General features: G+C 50.1%; 13 protein-coding genes and 1 pseudogene. 12 read left to right on the top strand and 2 right to left on the bottom strand.

Features of this window, described 5'->3' with window-relative positions:
- The first annotated feature begins 17 nt into the window (after positions 1–17).
- From EK22_RS03245 to EK22_RS03215, 5 genes are all read left to right on the top strand, one after another.
- On the top strand, positions 18–860 hold the full coding sequence (locus EK22_RS03245) for an ABC transporter permease (protein WP_036248070.1): 843 nt from the start codon (positions 18–20) through the stop codon (positions 858–860).
- Positions 861–935: 75 nt separating this feature from the next.
- Positions 936–2,273 (top strand): ABC transporter ATP-binding protein, encoded by a 1,338-nt coding sequence (locus EK22_RS03240; RefSeq protein ID WP_235209208.1) that lies wholly within the window; start codon positions 936–938, stop codon positions 2,271–2,273.
- Between the two features lie 405 nt (positions 2,274–2,678).
- A complete protein-coding gene (locus EK22_RS03230; protein ID WP_036248061.1) occupies positions 2,679–4,454 on the top strand; it encodes a GumC family protein in 1,776 nt (591 codons plus the stop codon).
- Between the two features lie 3 nt (positions 4,455–4,457).
- Positions 4,458–5,213, top strand: coding sequence for a CpsD/CapB family tyrosine-protein kinase (locus EK22_RS03225; protein WP_036248058.1), 756 nt, complete (start codon positions 4,458–4,460; stop codon positions 5,211–5,213).
- A gap of 293 nt (positions 5,214–5,506) precedes the next feature.
- A complete protein-coding gene (locus EK22_RS03215; protein ID WP_051961641.1) occupies positions 5,507–6,847 on the top strand; it encodes a nucleotide sugar dehydrogenase in 1,341 nt (446 codons plus the stop codon).
- A 5-nt stretch (positions 6,848–6,852) separates the two neighbouring features.
- Here the strand turns inward: EK22_RS03215 and EK22_RS03210 are convergent, their stop codons facing one another.
- Both EK22_RS03210 and EK22_RS03205 read right to left on the bottom strand, forming a co-directional pair.
- Complete coding sequence (locus tag EK22_RS03210) at positions 6,853–8,028, bottom strand: glycosyltransferase family 4 protein (RefSeq protein WP_036248054.1); 1,176 nt, start codon at positions 8,026–8,028, stop codon at positions 6,853–6,855.
- A gap of 76 nt (positions 8,029–8,104) precedes the next feature.
- A complete protein-coding gene (locus EK22_RS03205) occupies positions 8,105–9,574 on the bottom strand; it encodes a polysaccharide deacetylase family protein (protein WP_036248051.1) in 1,470 nt (489 codons plus the stop codon).
- 707 nt (positions 9,575–10,281) lie between these two features.
- Here EK22_RS03205 and EK22_RS03200 point away from each other — a divergent pair.
- The 7 genes and pseudogenes from EK22_RS03200 to EK22_RS03170 form a co-directional block, all read left to right on the top strand.
- Positions 10,282–11,406, top strand: a complete 1,125-nt coding sequence (locus EK22_RS03200; protein ID WP_020157538.1) for a glycosyltransferase family 2 protein — start codon at positions 10,282–10,284, stop codon at positions 11,404–11,406.
- Between the two features lie 71 nt (positions 11,407–11,477).
- Positions 11,478–12,293 (top strand): glycosyltransferase family A protein, encoded by an 816-nt coding sequence (locus EK22_RS03195; protein WP_020157537.1) that lies wholly within the window; start codon positions 11,478–11,480, stop codon positions 12,291–12,293.
- Positions 12,294–12,351: 58 nt separating this feature from the next.
- Positions 12,352–13,227, top strand: coding sequence for a glycosyltransferase family A protein (locus tag EK22_RS03190; protein WP_036248048.1), 876 nt, complete (start codon positions 12,352–12,354; stop codon positions 13,225–13,227).
- A gap of 184 nt (positions 13,228–13,411) precedes the next feature.
- Entirely contained in the window at positions 13,412–14,482 is a 1,071-nt protein-coding gene (locus EK22_RS03185; RefSeq protein WP_152564996.1) for a glycosyltransferase, read from the top strand.
- Between the two features lie 66 nt (positions 14,483–14,548).
- Positions 14,549–15,373 carry a glycosyltransferase family 32 protein gene (locus EK22_RS23015; RefSeq protein ID WP_051961637.1) on the top strand — a complete coding sequence of 275 codons (825 nt, stop codon included), beginning with the start codon at positions 14,549–14,551 and terminating at the stop codon, positions 15,371–15,373.
- 449 nt (positions 15,374–15,822) lie between these two features.
- Positions 15,823–16,572, top strand: a complete 750-nt coding sequence (locus tag EK22_RS03175; RefSeq protein WP_152564995.1) for a glycosyltransferase family protein — start codon at positions 15,823–15,825, stop codon at positions 16,570–16,572.
- Between the two features lie 100 nt (positions 16,573–16,672).
- Positions 16,673–16,902: pseudogene (locus tag EK22_RS03170) on the top strand (IS110 family transposase); the annotation flags it as partial.

Here is a 16,902-nt window from a genome sequence, read left to right as displayed (position 1 = left end):
AAAGCAAATATGATTACATGAATACCTATAATATTGATATAAAACCAAAAAAACATCTGTTGAAGATTAATTTCAAGGAAATCTGGTTTTATCGTGACTTACTTTACATGTTTGTCAAGCGCAGCATTATCACCGTTTACAAACAAACTATACTGGGGCCGATATGGTTCATAGTACAACCGATTATGACCACGGGCATGTACATGTTGGTTTTTGGCCGGATTGCCAATATATCCACGGACGGTCTTCCCCAAATACTGTTTTACCTGTCCGGCATTGTCATCTGGAATTACTTTCACGAGTGCTTCAACCAGACCGCGCATACCTTCAACCAAAATGCCCAAATATTTGGAAAAGTATATTTTCCACGGCTTATTATTCCTTTCGCTGAAGTACTGTCGGGCTTAATAAAGTTTTTTATCCAGCTGGCGATTTTTATCATCATCTATTTGTATTTCCTTTACTCAGGTAATACGACCATTCAACCTAACTGGACTTTGGCATTAGTACCCGTTTATATCGTCTTGATGGCAGGTATTGGGCTGGCGGCAGGTCTTATTTTTAGCTCTTTAACGACAAAATACCGGGATTTGAATCACTTGCTCACGTTCGGCATTCAATTGCTGATGTATGCGACGCCTGTCATTTATCCGGTATCGACTGTTCCGGAAAAATATAAAATCTTCATTCAAGCCAATCCGTTAACCCCTGTTCTGGAAGGCTTCAAATATGCCTTTTTAGGCGCGGGTGACTTTAGCTGGCAGGCCCTGGCTTATTCTGGAGGCTTTATGACGATTCTGTTATTCATGGGCATCATCATTTTTCACCAGACCGAACGAAATTTTATCGATACGGTTTAATTAATCATGAAAAACAATCCAACGAATATAGGCCAGAAAATCTCGGGTCTTAATTTTTTTAAAAATGGAATGTACATGTCGCAACCCATAATTAAAATAGAAAATCTCGGTAAACTTTATCGTCTCGGCGAAGTCGGGACGGGCACCTTGTCTCATGACCTTAACCGTTGGTGGAAAACCAGAATAATGGGCAAGGAAGACCCGTATTCCATAATAGGCACAATCAATGATCGGACCCAGGCCGCGAAAAAAGGCGAACATGTATGGGCCTTGCGCGATATTAATCTGGAGCTCCAGGAAGGTGAGGTACTGGGCATTATCGGTAAGAATGGCGCGGGTAAAAGTACCTTGTTAAAAATCCTCTCCCAAGTGACCTCACCGTCGAGCGGGCGTGTCAGGGCGCGTGGCAGAATGGCCAGCCTGCTGGAAGTGGGTACCGGTTTTCATCAGGAAATGACAGGGCGGGAAAATATCTACATGAACGGTACCATCATGGGGATGCGCAAAAGGGAAATTACCAGCAAGCTCGATGAAATCGTAGACTTTAGCGGGGTAGCAAAATACCTTGATACGCCGGTTAAACGTTACTCCAGCGGCATGATCGTGCGCCTGGGATTTGCCATAGCCGCGCATCTGGAACCGGAAATTCTGGTTGTTGATGAAGTGTTGGCGGTCGGTGATGCTGAATTTCAGAAAAAAGCAATTGGTAAAATGCAGGATGTGTCTAAAAGTCATGGCCGGACCGTCCTCTTTGTCAGCCATAATATGGCGGCGGTAAAAAGCCTGTGCAAAAACGGCATCGTGCTCATTAATGGCTACAAGCGATTTGAAGGAAAAATTTCAGACGCTATTGATTTTTATCAAGATAACAATGTGCTGATAACCAATAAAAACAACTATTGGGAATTTGGCAACGATGCCGAAAATGACAATATCCGGGTAAATAGCATAAAAATAACGCCTATAAACGGAACCGTATTGGACATCGGTTCGGGTGTTCGGATAGAAATAGATTTTTTCAACAAAGTTAAGGATATTACCGAAGACCTGACGTTTGAGATACTCACAAAAGACGACGTTTTGGTTTTTCATCACGGTTTTGTGTTTGCCAAGGATAGAAACTCGAAACAGGGCAAACATAAAATCACTGCCTTCATACCGCCGGACCTGCTTAATGCCAATATTTACAGCATGAATCTGTTTTTTGGTCAGAGCCAGCGTTACCTGCTATTTCGACGAGATAGAATATGCGCCTTTGAAGTCGAAAACATACCTCTGGAAAACAATATGGCGGTACTGCCTGGTATTGTCAGGCCGGCGGTCAGCTATACCCTGGATTACCATGAAAATAACACTCAGACGATAACGAAAACTATTTTGACCGATGCAACCGGCGATCGTTGTCAACAATGATGGGTCGTCGCCATTTATCAACGCGCAAAACGGCTTGTATTGGACGGCGGCGGTCCAGCCAAACGCTCCTGATATTGCATGGGCCTTGAGCATACCGGACACCACCGTCTACAACTACCGTGACCAGGCCTATGGCTGGCCGGCCCGGAGGCATTAATAAAGAAGTAAAAAATAACGGTGGCGGGTGCCCGGATTCACAAATCAGGGGCTCTGCATTAAGGCCTTGAACTAAAGAAGGATTAACAAAAAGTCAGTCACTTGACGATAGAAAAAAACAGATCGTCACGCCTTCATACGGAAAATGTATTTTTACGATCAGGCCGACAGGCGAGGTACTCGTAGCGGGATTATGAATTCGGCCCCTAAGTTGTTTGATTTTAAAGCGATTATTTTTCTCTGAGCCTTATGGATAAACACACTAAAACATTAGCCGATTACCTTGACTTTGTAAAACGACGCAAGTACTACATCGTAGTGACCTGGCTGCTTGCCAGCCTGGTTTCTGTCATCATCGCCTATAATCTGCCTAAGGTTTATCGGTCAACGGCAACGTTGTTGATCGAAGCGCCAATTCCCACAAAACTTTTCGAATCGACCGCGTCCCGCTATGCGGCGGAACAGATCCAATCGATATACCAAAGGGTCATGATGACCGATAACGTATTGTCGATTATTGATGCGACTGGTCTTTACAGCGGGTTCAGGAATGGCTATACGAAATATGAATTGGCGAATTTGTTCAGGGATAGCACCGAGGTTGGGCTAACCACATCTTCTTTAACGCCCCGGAATGAATCAAGAATGGCTGAAGTCGCCTTTTATATTTCCTTCAGCCATGGCGAACCCGCCAAGGCGCAAGAAGTGGCGGGTAAGCTGGCGGCTCTGCTCATCGAGCAAAATGACAAAGCCCGAACCCAACGGGCTACCAATGTGGCTGAGTTCCTGATGGAGGAATCGGCCAAGCTGAACCGGGAACTTCAGGAGATCGACAACAAAATCGCCAACTACAAAGAGCAAAATAACTTCAGTCTGCCGGAGCAAGTGCAAGGGAATCTGGCAGCGATCGACCGCGCGGAGAGCGAACTGAGAGACACCGATAACCAGATCAGGGCGACAAAGGAAAGGATCGCTTTTTTATCGGCGGAGCTGGCAAGAGCGCAACAGGAACTGCCGGGCAAGTCTGATGACAAGGCGCCGAAAAGCCGGGCCGAAACGCTCAGAATCTTGCGCGCGCAATACCTTCGATATTCCAGTCTTTACTCACCTTCCCATCCATCGGTGGTTCGTCTCAAACGCGAAATAAAGGGGTTGGACCCGGCTTTCGAAGGGCAACTGGCGCATGAAGACGTGAGCAAACAGTTGGCGGAAGCCCGGCGTGAACTTGAATTACTGGAAGAAATGTATGCCGATAATCATCCGGATATAGTCAAGCGCAGAAAACAAATCGACCGGCTTGAACAACGCTTGAAAAATACGCAGCCGCATTCGCGGCAGGAGCAGGAAGCGGTGGCCATGAACGCCATTAATCCGGCTTATTTAGGTGTGCAGGCGCAGTATAAAAGCAGTCAGTCAGAGCTTCAGTCATTGATGCAGAAGCAGGACTATTTAAAAGCGAAACTTGAAAAATTGCACACTATCCTTGCGATGGCGCCTCAGGTTGAAATGGAATATACCAATCTGATCAGGGAACGGGACAACACCATGAAAAAATACACCCAGCTCAAGGAAAAATGGCTGGATGCCAAGCTTGCTCAAACCCTGGAAGTACAGCAGCAAGGGCAAACGCTGACCCTCATCGAACCTCCCGCTATTCCCGCGCGGCCGGAACAAGTCAGCAGAAGAAAGGTCGTCATCGGCGGTTCTTTCATGGGAATTATCGCAGGCCTCGGCATTGCTTTCCTGCTTGAATTCCTGGAGCCCGGAATCAGGGGGTACCGGGCCATTAGCGAAGTCACCGGACTGATGCCGTTGGTTGTCGTTCCGTACATCGAGTCGCCGGCCGAGGTGGGCGAACGGCTGGCGAAGCAGAATAGAATGAGGAAAGTTGTTGTCAGGACCGGCATCGCTTTCATCATGCTGGTTGCCATTGCGATGTATGTTCTTTTCTTTCCGTTGAATACAGCCATGAATCAAACGCAGGGACATAGTAACGGTAATAATCATGCCCTGATTGGAGAATGACCAATGATTAATAAGGCGGATGGATATCCACTCGACTCGATCCAATACACGAAAACCCAACGGGTCACTATTGATCCCGATGTGCTGCGCAATAACCGGGTTATTATGGGACTTTACAACGATCCAAGAGCGGATATATTCCGTGTGCTCCGGACCAATGTCCTCAAGCAGCTCAGGGAAAACAACTGGAATAGCTTCGCAGTCACCAGCGCGACGCCAAACGCGGGAAAAACATTCATCTCCATCAATCTCGCGATCGCCATGGCCATGGAGGGAAATCAAAGCGTTCTCGTCGTTGACGCTGATCTCAGGCGGCCAAGTGTGGGCCAATATCTGGGATTGCAATGGGAATTCGGACTGGTCGATTGTCTGGAAGGAGAGGTGCCCCTGGAAGATGCCTTAATCAATCCCGGTATTGAACGCCTGGTGATATTGCCGGGTAAAAACGCCAGCAACAGTGCTTCGGAATTGATTTCATCCCACAAAATGGTCAATTTGATCGAAGAGATCAAATCGCGCTATGAGTCGCGGATAATCATTTTCGATATCCCGCCGCTTTTTGCCGCGGACGATGCGCTGTTGTTTATGCCCTATATCGATGCGGCTCTGCTGGTTGTAGAGGATGGAAAGAATACGGCCGATGAACTCCAGCATTCCATGTACATTCTGGAGCAGACCAACCTGCTTGGGCTGGTGGTGAACAAGTCACTGCAGCCGCTTCCGACCTATCAGTATGGGTACCCGTGTGAAACCGCCTGAAAAAATCAGGGCTTATTATTGCCTGAATCGCTCAGGATTGAACTGAAGTGGAGGATGGGCGAATGATTCATGTTTTACAAAAAAAGCCGTTGAGGGGAGGCGGGAATGATTTCAGCACAGTCGGAAATGGGCTTTATTTCCTGACCGGCGCCCACGCTTTTCCGCGACTCGCTTGACGGCATGAGGCAATAATACCGGATCGTTGAAAGCCCGTTGAATTGCGCCAGTGCGCCTGATTTCGCGGCAATCTCAATGACACGGTTTTCAAAACAAGGCATGAGGAGTATTGCAGAATGAAGATTACGGTAGTAGGCGGCGGCCGGATGGGACTTCCCCTGGCTTGCATGTTCGGCAGACATGGCGCAAGCGTAACAGTGAACGACATCAATCAGACGCTTGTGGATGCTGTTCATGCCGGTGTTTGTCCTTATGAAGAGCCGGGGCTGGCCGAGCTCATGGATGATTTGCACAAGGAAGGCCGGCTTCAGGCCGGCACGGATACCAGCAAGGCCGCGTCCGAAGCCGATGTGATCGTGGTTATCGTACCCGCCCACCTGACGTCCGAACGCGATATCAATTTCAGCATACTGCAGCAGGCTTCGGAGGAAATCGGCAAGGGGCTTCGCCCTGGCACGCTGGTGGTGTACGAGACCACCGTGGCCGTGGGCGGTACCCGGCGCTGCCTGATACCGTGCCTGGAACGGCACAGTGGTTTAAAGGCAGGGGTAGACTTCCATGTGGCCTACAGTCCGGAACGCGTGAAGGCAAACCATGTGCTGGCGCGACTGGAGACCACGCCCAAAATTGTCGGCGGTCTGGACTCTGATTCATGCGCAAAGGCGGTGGCATTTTATCAGCGCTATCTGGGGGCGCCGGTTGACGATGTGGGCACTATCGAAGCGGCGGAGATGGCCAAATTGCTGGGCATGCTCTACCGGGACGTGAACATTGCCTTGTCCAATGAGTTTGCGGCTTTTTGCGAAATCGCCGGCGTTGATTTCGAGCGGGTGCGTCTGGCCGCCAATACTGACGGCGAGGCAAATCTGCTGTTGCCGGGCATTGGTGTAGGCGGTCATTGCGTGCCGGTCTATCCGTATTTCCTGACCCGGGAATCGCGGCGCTTGGGCCTGCCTCAACGTATTTCAGAAGCCGCCCGCGAAATCAACGATTCCCAGCCCGCCAGGCAATTGAAACGGATTGAAGCAAGATGGAAGAACCTGAATGGCAAAAACGTGCACATCCTGGGGCTGGGCTTCCGGCCTGGCGTCAAGGTGGACACCTTCAGCCCAACCTATGCACTGCGCGACGAACTCCAGCGATTGGGCGCGCGCGTGACGATCGAGGATCCCCATTACACCGATGAAGAAGTTCGCGATGCCGGGTTTGAACCGGGCACGATAGAGGCTGCATGCGTCGTCGTTCTGAGCACGGCCCACGCTCAATTCGCTGATCCTGATTTTATTGCGTGGCGAAAGCAAGGGGTGGAAGTGGTGCTGGATGGCCGTAATTTCTGGAACCAGCAGGACGCCGAAGCGGCCGGCGTGCTTTACTTCGGAATCGGGCGATCTTCGCGCGCGGAACGCACTGTCCTGGAAACGATCTCTACGGTGAACCCGCCGCATGGGCTTGGCTGAGGAGGCTATTGTCCAATGAGGCGTTCTACAAGATCGGTATAGACCTTTTTGTGCGCGCTCCAGTGGTAAACCTTTGCGAAGCGTTCGGTCGCGTTACGGGACAGAACGCTTCGTTTACCGGCGTCCCGATAAAGCGTAATCATTGCCTCGGCGAGGGAGCCGGCGTTTTCCGCCGCGAAGAACTGCACCATTTCCTCATCGAAATAGCGGCTGATCGTGCCTGTTTCAGGCACGATGCAGGGGATTCCCATCGTGACGTATTCGAGCAACTTGGTGGGCAGCATGATGTCCGTGCCGCTGCTGATGCGCAAAGGAATCAGGCCGACATCCGCGTCGTGGATCATCGAGGGAATCTTTTCCACCGGCACGAAGCCGTCGCTGAACTTGACCGTATCCTGCAGGCCGAGCCGATCGCTCAACGCCAGTAAGTGCTCCCGTTCCTCGCCCGCGCCGATAATGCGGAGCTCCATGCGCGGTATCGCGTCTTGAGCTTTCGATACCGCCTCTAAGGCGATATCCAGTCCGAGTCGGCGGGCAAGGGTGCCATGGTAAACCATCACGAACGGCGCGTTTTCGGGCTTGGCGGGCAATTGTCCGCGCGCCGCGAAAATGCGGTCATCGGGCAGATTCATCAGTATGTGGATTTTCTCGCGCGGGATGCCTCTTGCGGACAGAATATCCTTCAGGCGATCCTCGACAGTAATCACGGCCGAGGCGAATTTTCCGGCCCAGCGTTCCTGCAGTTTCAGTGCCCTGACGATCCAGTGCTGTTCTCCGGAAGAAAACTTCTCCAGATAGAGTTCGGGCATTAAATCGTGTACGTCATGAATTACCGGGACGCCGAGCAGACGCGGCAGGCAGGTTGCGAATACCAAAAAATCAGGCATGTTGTTGATATGAATCAGCTGATAGCGCAACGGGCGCAGCGATAAATGCGCGAATATCATTAAAAAGAATACAAGGTAATCGATCATGTATTCGAGAAATGAAGTGCACTTGTTCTTCAAGCCGATGGTTTTGATGATATCCACGCCGGCGATGGTTTCACGGTGCGGTTCCCCGTGCTGGCGCCGCGCCAGAAACACGACATGATGACCGCGCTCCACCAGGGCCTCTGCCTCGCGTTTCACTCTGGGATCCCGGCGGTAATTGGTATAGGCCGCCATGAAAACACATGCCATAGGCTATTTCCTCATTGATCAATATTGGCAATCCCGCGCCATTGCGCGGCTAACATTCATCACGCTTCATGTACCTTCAACCATCTTCTTTATAGCCTTCGCCGAAGCTTATGTAATTTTTCGCTTGCCGGCGCCAGAAATCATTGATGGTTCTGCCATCTGTAGCGAGACCGTTCGTCTCAAGCGTATAGCCGACCATTTTCCAGAACAAATGGTCATAACCGGGGTCGCGCGCGCCTTTGAAAACGATCGGATGCCATACGATCGAGACGCAACCCCGCTTGCGGCGCAGGGTGTCGAGCGTAGTCCGGATGACCTCCCACGCGCGTGCGCCTTTCAACCCCAGATAGCCCCGCAAGGTAACGTCCATCAGGAACAGGTTGAGCTGAAGCACGTTATAAGGACGATCCTCGGCGAGGCAGTAAGGGAAATAAGGATAGGAAAATCCGGCACGCGGCCCCGTGCGGTCCGGGAATCCCATGGACATGTCATACTGGATGCCTGCCTGTTCCTGCGCGCTAAATAAGGCGTCATAGTGGAATGAAAGAAAGTGCTGGCGCGAGCCGGACGGCCGGCCCAGGCGCCGCGCCAGAAGTGCCGCTTCCTCTACATACCAGACGGGGTTTTCGGTGGACCGGTAGCTGCCGTGCAGACACAGGTCGAAACCGGCATCGGGAATCGCGCGCAAATAGTCGCGGATGCGGTCGTCCTCGATGCGATAGTTGACGTCGTTGGGATGCCTGTGACCGACGGCTACCTGGAACGATGCACGCACCCCCAGTTCTGTCTCCCGCTCAATGATATCGGGCACGCAGCCATAAGGATCGTCTCTATGCATCAGCGCGCGTGCCAGTCCTGCCGCAGCCCGCCAGGCGTCAGCCGGATCGCGGTGGCGGACGAGGTGGCGCAGCACCGTTTTCGCGCCCTGTTTGACGATATCGATGATATTGGCCGGAATAAAATCGATATCATGCGACAGGACGAGCGCATAGGCGGCATCTTGCGGCCATGCGAGCGCGTGCCATGGTTCTGTTTCAAGCCGGACGCAGAGCGCATGCAACTGTGTCATGAGCGCATCAAGGTACTGATCGACGATATCTTGCGGCACGCCCAAACGCGCAAAGATACTGTTCGAGTACAGGCTTCGCGTTTCATCCTTGTCCGGCCCGAGACGTTCGGACCAGGCGCTCAAGAAATAAAAGGCATTGGCGGCGAGATCGAAAGGGATGTTCAGTGCGGTCTCGAAACCGGCGGCTGTTTTTGGGAACAGGACGATCGATCCATCGACGGCGACAGCGGCCTCGATAGCGGCATGGCTTTCGAGAAATAGCCAGGATTCCGGACAATGGGCAACAGCCAGACATCGTTCGAGCGGCCATGAAGGCTCCTTGGAAGAACTATACAAGAGCCAGGGACCGTGCGCCGGCGGCAAAGCGGAATACACCACCGGAATCCCCCGCGCCATGAATAATGTATCAAACACATAACGGACTTTGGGCAGTAACGGATCATTACAGCGCAAGACGATATGAAGTGGTTCGCTCATGTCAGGGTGTTTCCCTCCGCGCGGTGAAAGCATTCATGATTTGTCCAGATGAATAACCCCAGAGAGCACAGAGTTTACTCGTTTCCACGCTCCTGCGTGGAAATGCAGACCGGGCCATACGACGTGCCGCTCTCAAAGCTCAGTACCGGTTCCCACGGAGGACCATGGGAACCAGAAACGCTCCTGCGTGGGAATGCATAAGGGCACAAGTACCCATAGGGCATAAATGAATTCGCACCTACAATTTACCCGCCATAATGAAATTGACTGACTATAGACACATCATATTGCTTAACCGTAGCCAGATCATTAAGTGCTATTGCTTAGGTGTTTATACCAACTTTAACGTTGTGCTAAACCAGAGGACAATAATCCCTAAGGATTTGGTCGTAAATAATTTCCCTGTTTAAACATAGGATGCGCCGACGCCAGGAGGCGCATCGTTCGCGAGCGATGCGCTTCACTGCGCCGCCTGGAGCGCCTACTTTTGGTCAGCGCATCCTATGCAAGGTTCCAGTCTCAGGAAGTCTTTTTAGCCAGATCATAAGTCAACGAAAATAAAGCGGATAACAGTTCGCGCACAATATCTGCAACGTCAGCCGCTGGGCATTTCAACAACCTGGGGTGCATCCGCAACTACTACAGAATAAAGGGGCAGGTTCACGCGCACGCGCGTGAATTAACAGAGACTTAACGCAGGTATTCGCATGAATGGCATTGTTGCTAAACAGCAAAGTTCGGCTGACCGCACGGTTGCTCTCAACAGGAAAGCTGGTGCGATGAGTTCTATCGACGTAATGGTGCCATGTTATAACTATGGTCGCTTTCTGCGGGAATGCGTCGAAAGTATCCTAAGCCAATCGGGGGTTGATATCCGGGTTCTGATCATCGATGACGCCTCCCCCGATAACACGGCGGAAATCGGGGCTCAGCTGGCGCGAGAGGACGCGCGCGTCAGCTTTTATCGACATTCCGGCAACAAAGGACATATCTCAACCTTTAACGAAGGCGTCGATTGGGCTTCCGCCGACTACTTTTTGCTTATCTCAGCGGATGATTTCTTGTTTCCCGACGCCTTAGGCCGGGCGGTTGGGCTAATGAACAGACATCCGGAAGTGGGTTTTATTTTTGGTAAAGCGGTTGATTTCATTCTCACTGACGGCGATTACATCAGTCAACCGCAAACCTTCGTTAATAAGGTCATCACACAAATCACTGATAATTTGGAGTCCCGCACTCTGAGTGGGGTCGAATTTCTTAAGCTTATCGAGACCAGTCGATCGGTAAATATTGTGAGGACTCCTACCGCAGTGGTTCGGACAGAACTACAGAAGCGTGTGGGGGGATACCTTTCTGAGCTACCGCATAGTGCCGATATGGAGATGTGGTTGCGTTTGTCCGCGCATGCTTCGGTAGGGATTTTGAACGAATACCAGGCGGCGACCCGTTACCATGGCGGCAACATGCAGTTTAACTACTACAAGGCGAAAGGTTTGGCGGATCTTGAGCAACGGAAAGAGGCTTTCGAGTGCTTCTTCAAGGCCTATAGTCATACCTTGCCTGAAGCTCAACAACTACACGGCAGATTACTCAGCCATCTTGGCTTGCAGGCGGTTAGACAAGCAAGCCATGCGTTCAGCGATAAAGAGGTGGCACTCAGCGAGCAGCTCGCTGAGTTCGCGCTCAATAGTTATCCGGAAGTCAAGAAATCACTGCCTTGGGCTATTTTGACGTGCAAACGAATGATGGGTGTTGAATTATCCAGTTGCTTGGCCCCTGTTATCAGACGGATCCGCCAAGTGGCGCCGGCATTGTTGAGGCGCGACTCGTAAAGCGAGCAGAGGGCTGTAATGGCCTTGTTTTTCACCTTGCAATTGGCTTAATCGAGAACGGGTTAGCGGGTATGGGCCGTATAAAATACTCTACTGTTATCAGGACCTTTAATTCTGAAAAAACCCTGGCTATTACTTTAGATTCATTGCAGCGCCAAACACTGGCGCCTAGCGAATATATCTTTGTCGATTCAGGTTCGACTGACGGCACGCTTGATTTGTTGCCGGCTGATTCCGTGATCCATAATTTTGTGGGGACTGAGTTCAATTACGCCGAAGCCCTGAACCAGGGCATCAGTCACGTTTCCACGGCGTATGTATTAATCATCAGTTCTCATACCGCGCTAGGGGTGGATAATTCGATCGAGTTCGCGCTTGACTTGCTGCGTTTGAATGAAAATATAGGAGCGGCATATTTTGATACCTATAATCAAGAGGATCTTGGCGCCTTAAGGTATGAGCTGATAGATGAAAGCAATTTCGATGGATTTTGCGGGCTTTCGAACACCTGCTCGATCATCAAGGTTCCGCTGTTGCGGAAACGAGGATTCAGGCCCGAGGTATTCACGGCGGAAGATCAGGAATGGGCAAAGTGGCTGTTTTTCAGCGAAAAAAAGGCAGTTGCCCGGATTTTAGGGTCCGGAGCGCTAAATCACAATCCTAGAAAGGACTCGCTGAGAAAACGGCTCAATGAATATGTGAGCGTAGCTTATTATACGAATAGGGATTTGCTTGGTTTTCATAATATTGCAAAGCTCGCTTTAGGTGTCCTTAGACAGCCCGGTCCCCGGCCAAGACTAAGGCTAAGGCTATTCAATCTTGTACTTTGCTTTCGTCTGATTGCCTGTCATTTCGTCAAGCCAACTCCGAAATCCAGATATTTTTAGCTGATGTGCGAAACAGCACGGTTTTTAGTCATATCGATTTTGGAATCATTCTGGCGACATGCCTGGCTTTGTCTTTCACCTTGCAATTGACTTAATCGAGAACGGGTTAGCGGGTATGGGCGGCATAAAATATTCTACTGTTATCAGGACCTTTAATTCTGAAAAAACCCTGGCTATTACTTTAGATTCATTGCAGCGCCAAACACTGGCGCCTAGCGAATATATCTTTGTCGATTCAGGTTCGACTGACGGCACGCTTGATTTGTTGCCGGCTGATTCCGTGATCCATAATTTTGTGGGGGCTGAGTTCAATTTCGCCGAAGCCCTGAACCAGGGCATCAGTCACGTTTCGACAGCGTATGTATTAATTATCAGTTCTCATACCGCGCTAGGGGTGGATAATTCGATCGAGTTCGCGCTTGACTTGCTGCGTTTGAATGAAAATATAGGGGCGGCATATTTTGATACCTATAAACAAGGTGTGGATTGTGGTGCCTTAAGGTATAAGCTGATTGATGAAAGCAATTTCGATGGATTTTGCGGACTTTCGAACACCTGCTCGATCATCAAGGTTCCGCTGTTGCGGAAACGAGGATTCAGGCCCGAGGTATTCACGGCGGAAGATCAGGAATGGGCAAAGTGGCTGTTTTTCAGCGAAAAAAAGGCAGTTGCCCGGATTTTAGGGTCCGGAGCGCTAAATCACAATCCTAGAAAGGACTCGCTGAGAAAGCGGCTCAATGAATATGTGAGCATAGCTTATTATACGAATAGGGATTTGCTTGGTTTTCATAATATTGCAAAGCTTGCTGTAAATGTCTTTAGACAGCCCGAGCCCCGGCCATGGTTAAGGCTAAGATTCTTCCATCTTGTACTTTGTTTTCGTCTGATTGCCTGTCATTTTGTCAAGCCGGCTTCGAAGTCCAGATATTTTTAGCCGACTTCAGGCACCCTGATGATGAATGGCAGGATTATCCGTTCTCATAGGTATGGCAACGTGGCTAGCGTGTTTTTAACAATGTTTCCCCGGAGGCAGAGCGTGGTTTCCATAAACACAATCGGGTTGCAGGCGCTATATCGGGACAAGCGGCGTTTAGCGGCGGCTAATGGAACGTAATTGAGTGAATAACTCGATGATGACTCCACGGGTCTCAGTCGTGATGCCTGTCTACAATGGCGAGCGCTTTTTGCGCGAAGCTGTCGAGAGTATTCTCGACCAAAGCTTTCAGGAGTTCGAGTTCATCATCATTGACGACGGTTCCACCGACTCCACTGCCTCTATACTTGACAGCTACCATAAGCAGGACGCGCGGGTACGCGTTTACCACCAGGAGAACAAGGGCTTAGTGGCGTCTTTAAACTACGGTTGCGAGCTCGCACGGGGCAAGTATATTGCACGGATGGATGCCGATGACATCGCTATTGGAAACCGCCTGATGTGGCAGGTGGAGTTCATGGAAAAACATCCAGAGGTCGGGATTCTGGGCGGTGCCGTCGAAATAATCGACACACTAGGCAAGTCCTTGAGGATTTCCGGCAATCCGGTTGCGGATCACGAACTCAGGCGGGCCTTCCTTGAATATTGCGCGTTTTGGCATCCCACCGTTCTTATGCGAAAAGACATCCTTGCTTTAACCGGTGGTTACCGAAAAGCTTTTTTCGGCGCTGAAGACTACGAATTGTGGTTGAGAATCGCGGATCATTCCCAATTGGCCAATCTTGACGCAGTGCTGCTGAAGTACCGGCTCCATCTTTACCAGGTAACGGTTGGCAAGGTCAGGCAGATGGCTTTTAGCACCCTTGCCGCCCAGGCGGCCGCGGCGCTCAGGAAAAAAGGACTCCCCGATCCATTAAGTTCGGTTGAGGAAATTACCCCGGCGGTGCTGGCCGGGCTTGGTGTGAACGAGGCCGCGCAGCAGGCCGCCCTCGCCCGGAGATACCTGTGGAGTATCGGCACGCTATACGACAATGGTGAGTACGCCCGCGCTTTCGATGTGCTGACTGAAATGTTAAAGCATTGTGACTGGAAACAGGCGGAGAAGCGGATAATTGCCGACCTTCGCCTGCTGGAAGCACGGCTATACTGGAGGCAAGGACGGTTCGCGAGGAGCATTGTGAGCGCCGGTCGCGCGGCCGGCATCCGGCCGATCATATTGACGCGCCCGCTCAAGCCATTGTTGCGCCGGCGTTGAAATTTTTCGATTAATCAAACTGGAAGGCATCAAGGAACGTGCCCGTTTATTTGAAAAATATAATTTATGAACTCAAAAATACCGAAACGAATCATTCAGATATGGGGAGGAAGTCCCGATTTGCCGTTGTTAGCGAAGGCCTCTGCCGCCAATGTGAGGCTGCTCAATCCTGAATTCGAGTACTTGCTTTTTGACGATGGTCGCATCGAGAGCTTTATCAATGAACAATTTCCTGAATATCGAGGCGTATTTGAGTCGTTCCGGTATCCTATCCAACGGTACGATTTTCTCAGGTACTTAATTATTTATCGTTATGGCGGCTTTTACTTCGATCTGGACGTCTTCCTCGCGTTTAACCTGTCAGAGCTATTGGATTTTGGTTGCGTATTTCCTTTCGAACGGCTGACCTGGAGCGACTTTTTACGCAACGAGTATGGGATGGACTGGGAAGTCGGCAACTATGGGTTTGGAGCGGCGGCAGGGCACCCTTTTCTGCGGGCGGTCATTGAAAATTGCGTGAGAGCGCAACATGACAGGAAATGGAGCGAAGCCATGACGCATTCCCTTCCGCGCCTGCTCCGGCAAGAATTGTTTGTTATCTACACAACCGGGCCGGGATTGGTATCCAGGACGCTGGCAGAATACCCTGATGCCGCCAACCAGGTAGAAGTGCTCTTTCCGGATAATGTTTGCGACAAAAAAAATTGTTGGAATCTGTTTGGAAAATATGGAATCCATTTGGGAGGCGGCAGCTGGCGTACTCAACATGGCTTCTTGGGAAAACGCTTGATCAATTTTTGGGCGGGACGGAATGAAAAACGGGCAATAGCATACGCCCGCGGGCTCGGCGGGAGCAGGTCCCTGGAACATAAGAGCATGACCAGCGGCTGATGGCATTGCCAAGCCGTTAATGTCAGCTCATGCCTCTCGGCCTTGTTCTGACGAGTAAAAATCTGCAGCTTATTCAAAGTGTGCAAATAGTGCGAATAAATTCGCACCTACAAATTAACCTTCACGATTAAACTGGCTGACTATGTAGGTATGTATATGAAATGTATGGTAATAACAACGTGAAAAACGCCTATATCTATCCCATCAGCGCCAGAGCCGAAAAGGTTGCCACACATAACCCTTATCTTGACGACTTTGTTGAAGCCATGGGAACGCATTTCAATTTTGTCAATAAAGACAATCCGTCGACAGCTGGTTTGTTCGGCATGCTCAAATATTTATTCCAGATCGACTATGTTTTTTTTAACTGGATTGAAGATGTTCCGGACAAAAAAGCCGGATTGGCTCAGGCAATCTTTCTGCTCTTTTTTCTGCACATTTCGAGCTCATTGAAAATTAAAGTGATCTGGACGATGCACAATAAGCTTTCTCACTCCAATGAGCATTTTTTGCTGAAAAAAATAATATTCCGAACTTTGCTGCGCAGAGCGGACGGGATACTTACCCATTCGAATGAAGGCGTCCTATACGCGGAAAGCATGGTGCCCGGCAGCCGGGAAAGAATCATCTACTTGCCGCACCCGGTAAAAAACAGAATAAGCCAGCGTGACAGTCAGAAAAAATTCGATCTGTTGATCTGGGGGACAATAACCCCCTATAAAGGCATAGTCGAATTTCTTGAATATCTTTACAGGAACAATTATCAAAATAAATACGAAATCTTGATAACCGGTAAAGTGGCCTCAGAAAAACTACTGGATCTATTACTCGGCTGCTCCAATCAGAATATAGTTATCAAGGATGAATGGACGGACAATGAAGCCTTGCAGTCTTTAATCGGCCAGTCAAGGCTTGTTCTTTTTACTTATGCCAAATCCAGCGTTTTGAGTTCAGGCGCGCTAATGGATTCGCTTGGATTCGGGGCCCGGGTCATTGGGCCGAATGTAGGGGCATTTGCCGATCTCGAAAAAGAAGGCCTGATAAGGACTTTCAATGATTTCGATGATCTAGTTGCAATATTGGATGATGAACTACATAACGCGAGCGGCATTTGCAACGACAAGCTGACGTTTTTTTTGGGCGATAATTCATGGGTTAGATATGCCGAGAAATTAGGAAATTTGCCCTTCTTCAGTTAATTTCCCTGTTTAAACATAGGATGATGATATGGACTCCTCTTCACTCCCACGGTGTCATAATGCACCCAACAATAAACAACGGAGCAAAGAGGAGCCCGAAATGAATGATAATGTAGTTGGCCTGGACATCGCAAAGAACATCTTTCACTGCTATAGCCTGAACGCCGAGGGCAAAGCGATCAGGAAAAAGCTCAAGCGAGCAGAATTGCTGGCTTTTTTCGCCAATTACCCGGCGAGTCTGATTGGCATAGAAGCTTGCGGCGGAGCCCATCATTGGGGGAGAGAACTGACTAAGCTGGGGCATCAGGTCGTGCTGCTGAATGCCCGTTA

The organism is Methylobacter sp. BBA5.1 (genome assembly GCF_000746145.1).
In the GTDB taxonomy this organism is placed as follows: Bacteria; Pseudomonadota; Gammaproteobacteria; order Methylococcales; family Methylomonadaceae; genus Methylobacter; species Methylobacter marinus.
Note: the sequence above shows the minus strand (reverse complement) of the source record. Positions and strands in the feature narration are given on the sequence as shown.

What these genes read in the sequence shown, in the direction of transcription:
- EK22_RS03240 (WP_235209208.1), top strand. Translation starts at nt 936, where the DNA reads ATGTCGCAACCCATAATTAAAATAGAAAATCTCGGTAAACTTTATCGT.
- EK22_RS03195 (WP_020157537.1), top strand. Translation starts at nt 11,478, where the DNA reads ATGGGCCGTATAAAATACTCTACTGTTATCAGGACCTTTAATTCTGAA.
- EK22_RS03230 (WP_036248061.1), top strand. Translation starts at nt 2,679, where the DNA reads ATGGATAAACACACTAAAACATTAGCCGATTACCTTGACTTTGTAAAA.
- EK22_RS03245 (WP_036248070.1), top strand. Translation starts at nt 18, where the DNA reads ATGAATACCTATAATATTGATATAAAACCAAAAAAACATCTGTTGAAG.
- EK22_RS03200 (WP_020157538.1), top strand. Translation starts at nt 10,282, where the DNA reads ATGAATGGCATTGTTGCTAAACAGCAAAGTTCGGCTGACCGCACGGTT.
- EK22_RS03190 (WP_036248048.1), top strand. Translation starts at nt 12,352, where the DNA reads ATGCCTGGCTTTGTCTTTCACCTTGCAATTGACTTAATCGAGAACGGG.
- EK22_RS03205 (WP_036248051.1), bottom strand. Translation starts at nt 9,574, where the DNA reads ATGAGCGAACCACTTCATATCGTCTTGCGCTGTAATGATCCGTTACTG.
- EK22_RS03225 (WP_036248058.1), top strand. Translation starts at nt 4,458, where the DNA reads ATGATTAATAAGGCGGATGGATATCCACTCGACTCGATCCAATACACG.
- EK22_RS23015 (WP_051961637.1), top strand. Translation starts at nt 14,549, where the DNA reads ATGAACTCAAAAATACCGAAACGAATCATTCAGATATGGGGAGGAAGT.
- EK22_RS03210 (WP_036248054.1), bottom strand. Translation starts at nt 8,028, where the DNA reads ATGGCATGTGTTTTCATGGCGGCCTATACCAATTACCGCCGGGATCCC.
- EK22_RS03215 (WP_051961641.1), top strand. Translation starts at nt 5,507, where the DNA reads ATGAAGATTACGGTAGTAGGCGGCGGCCGGATGGGACTTCCCCTGGCT.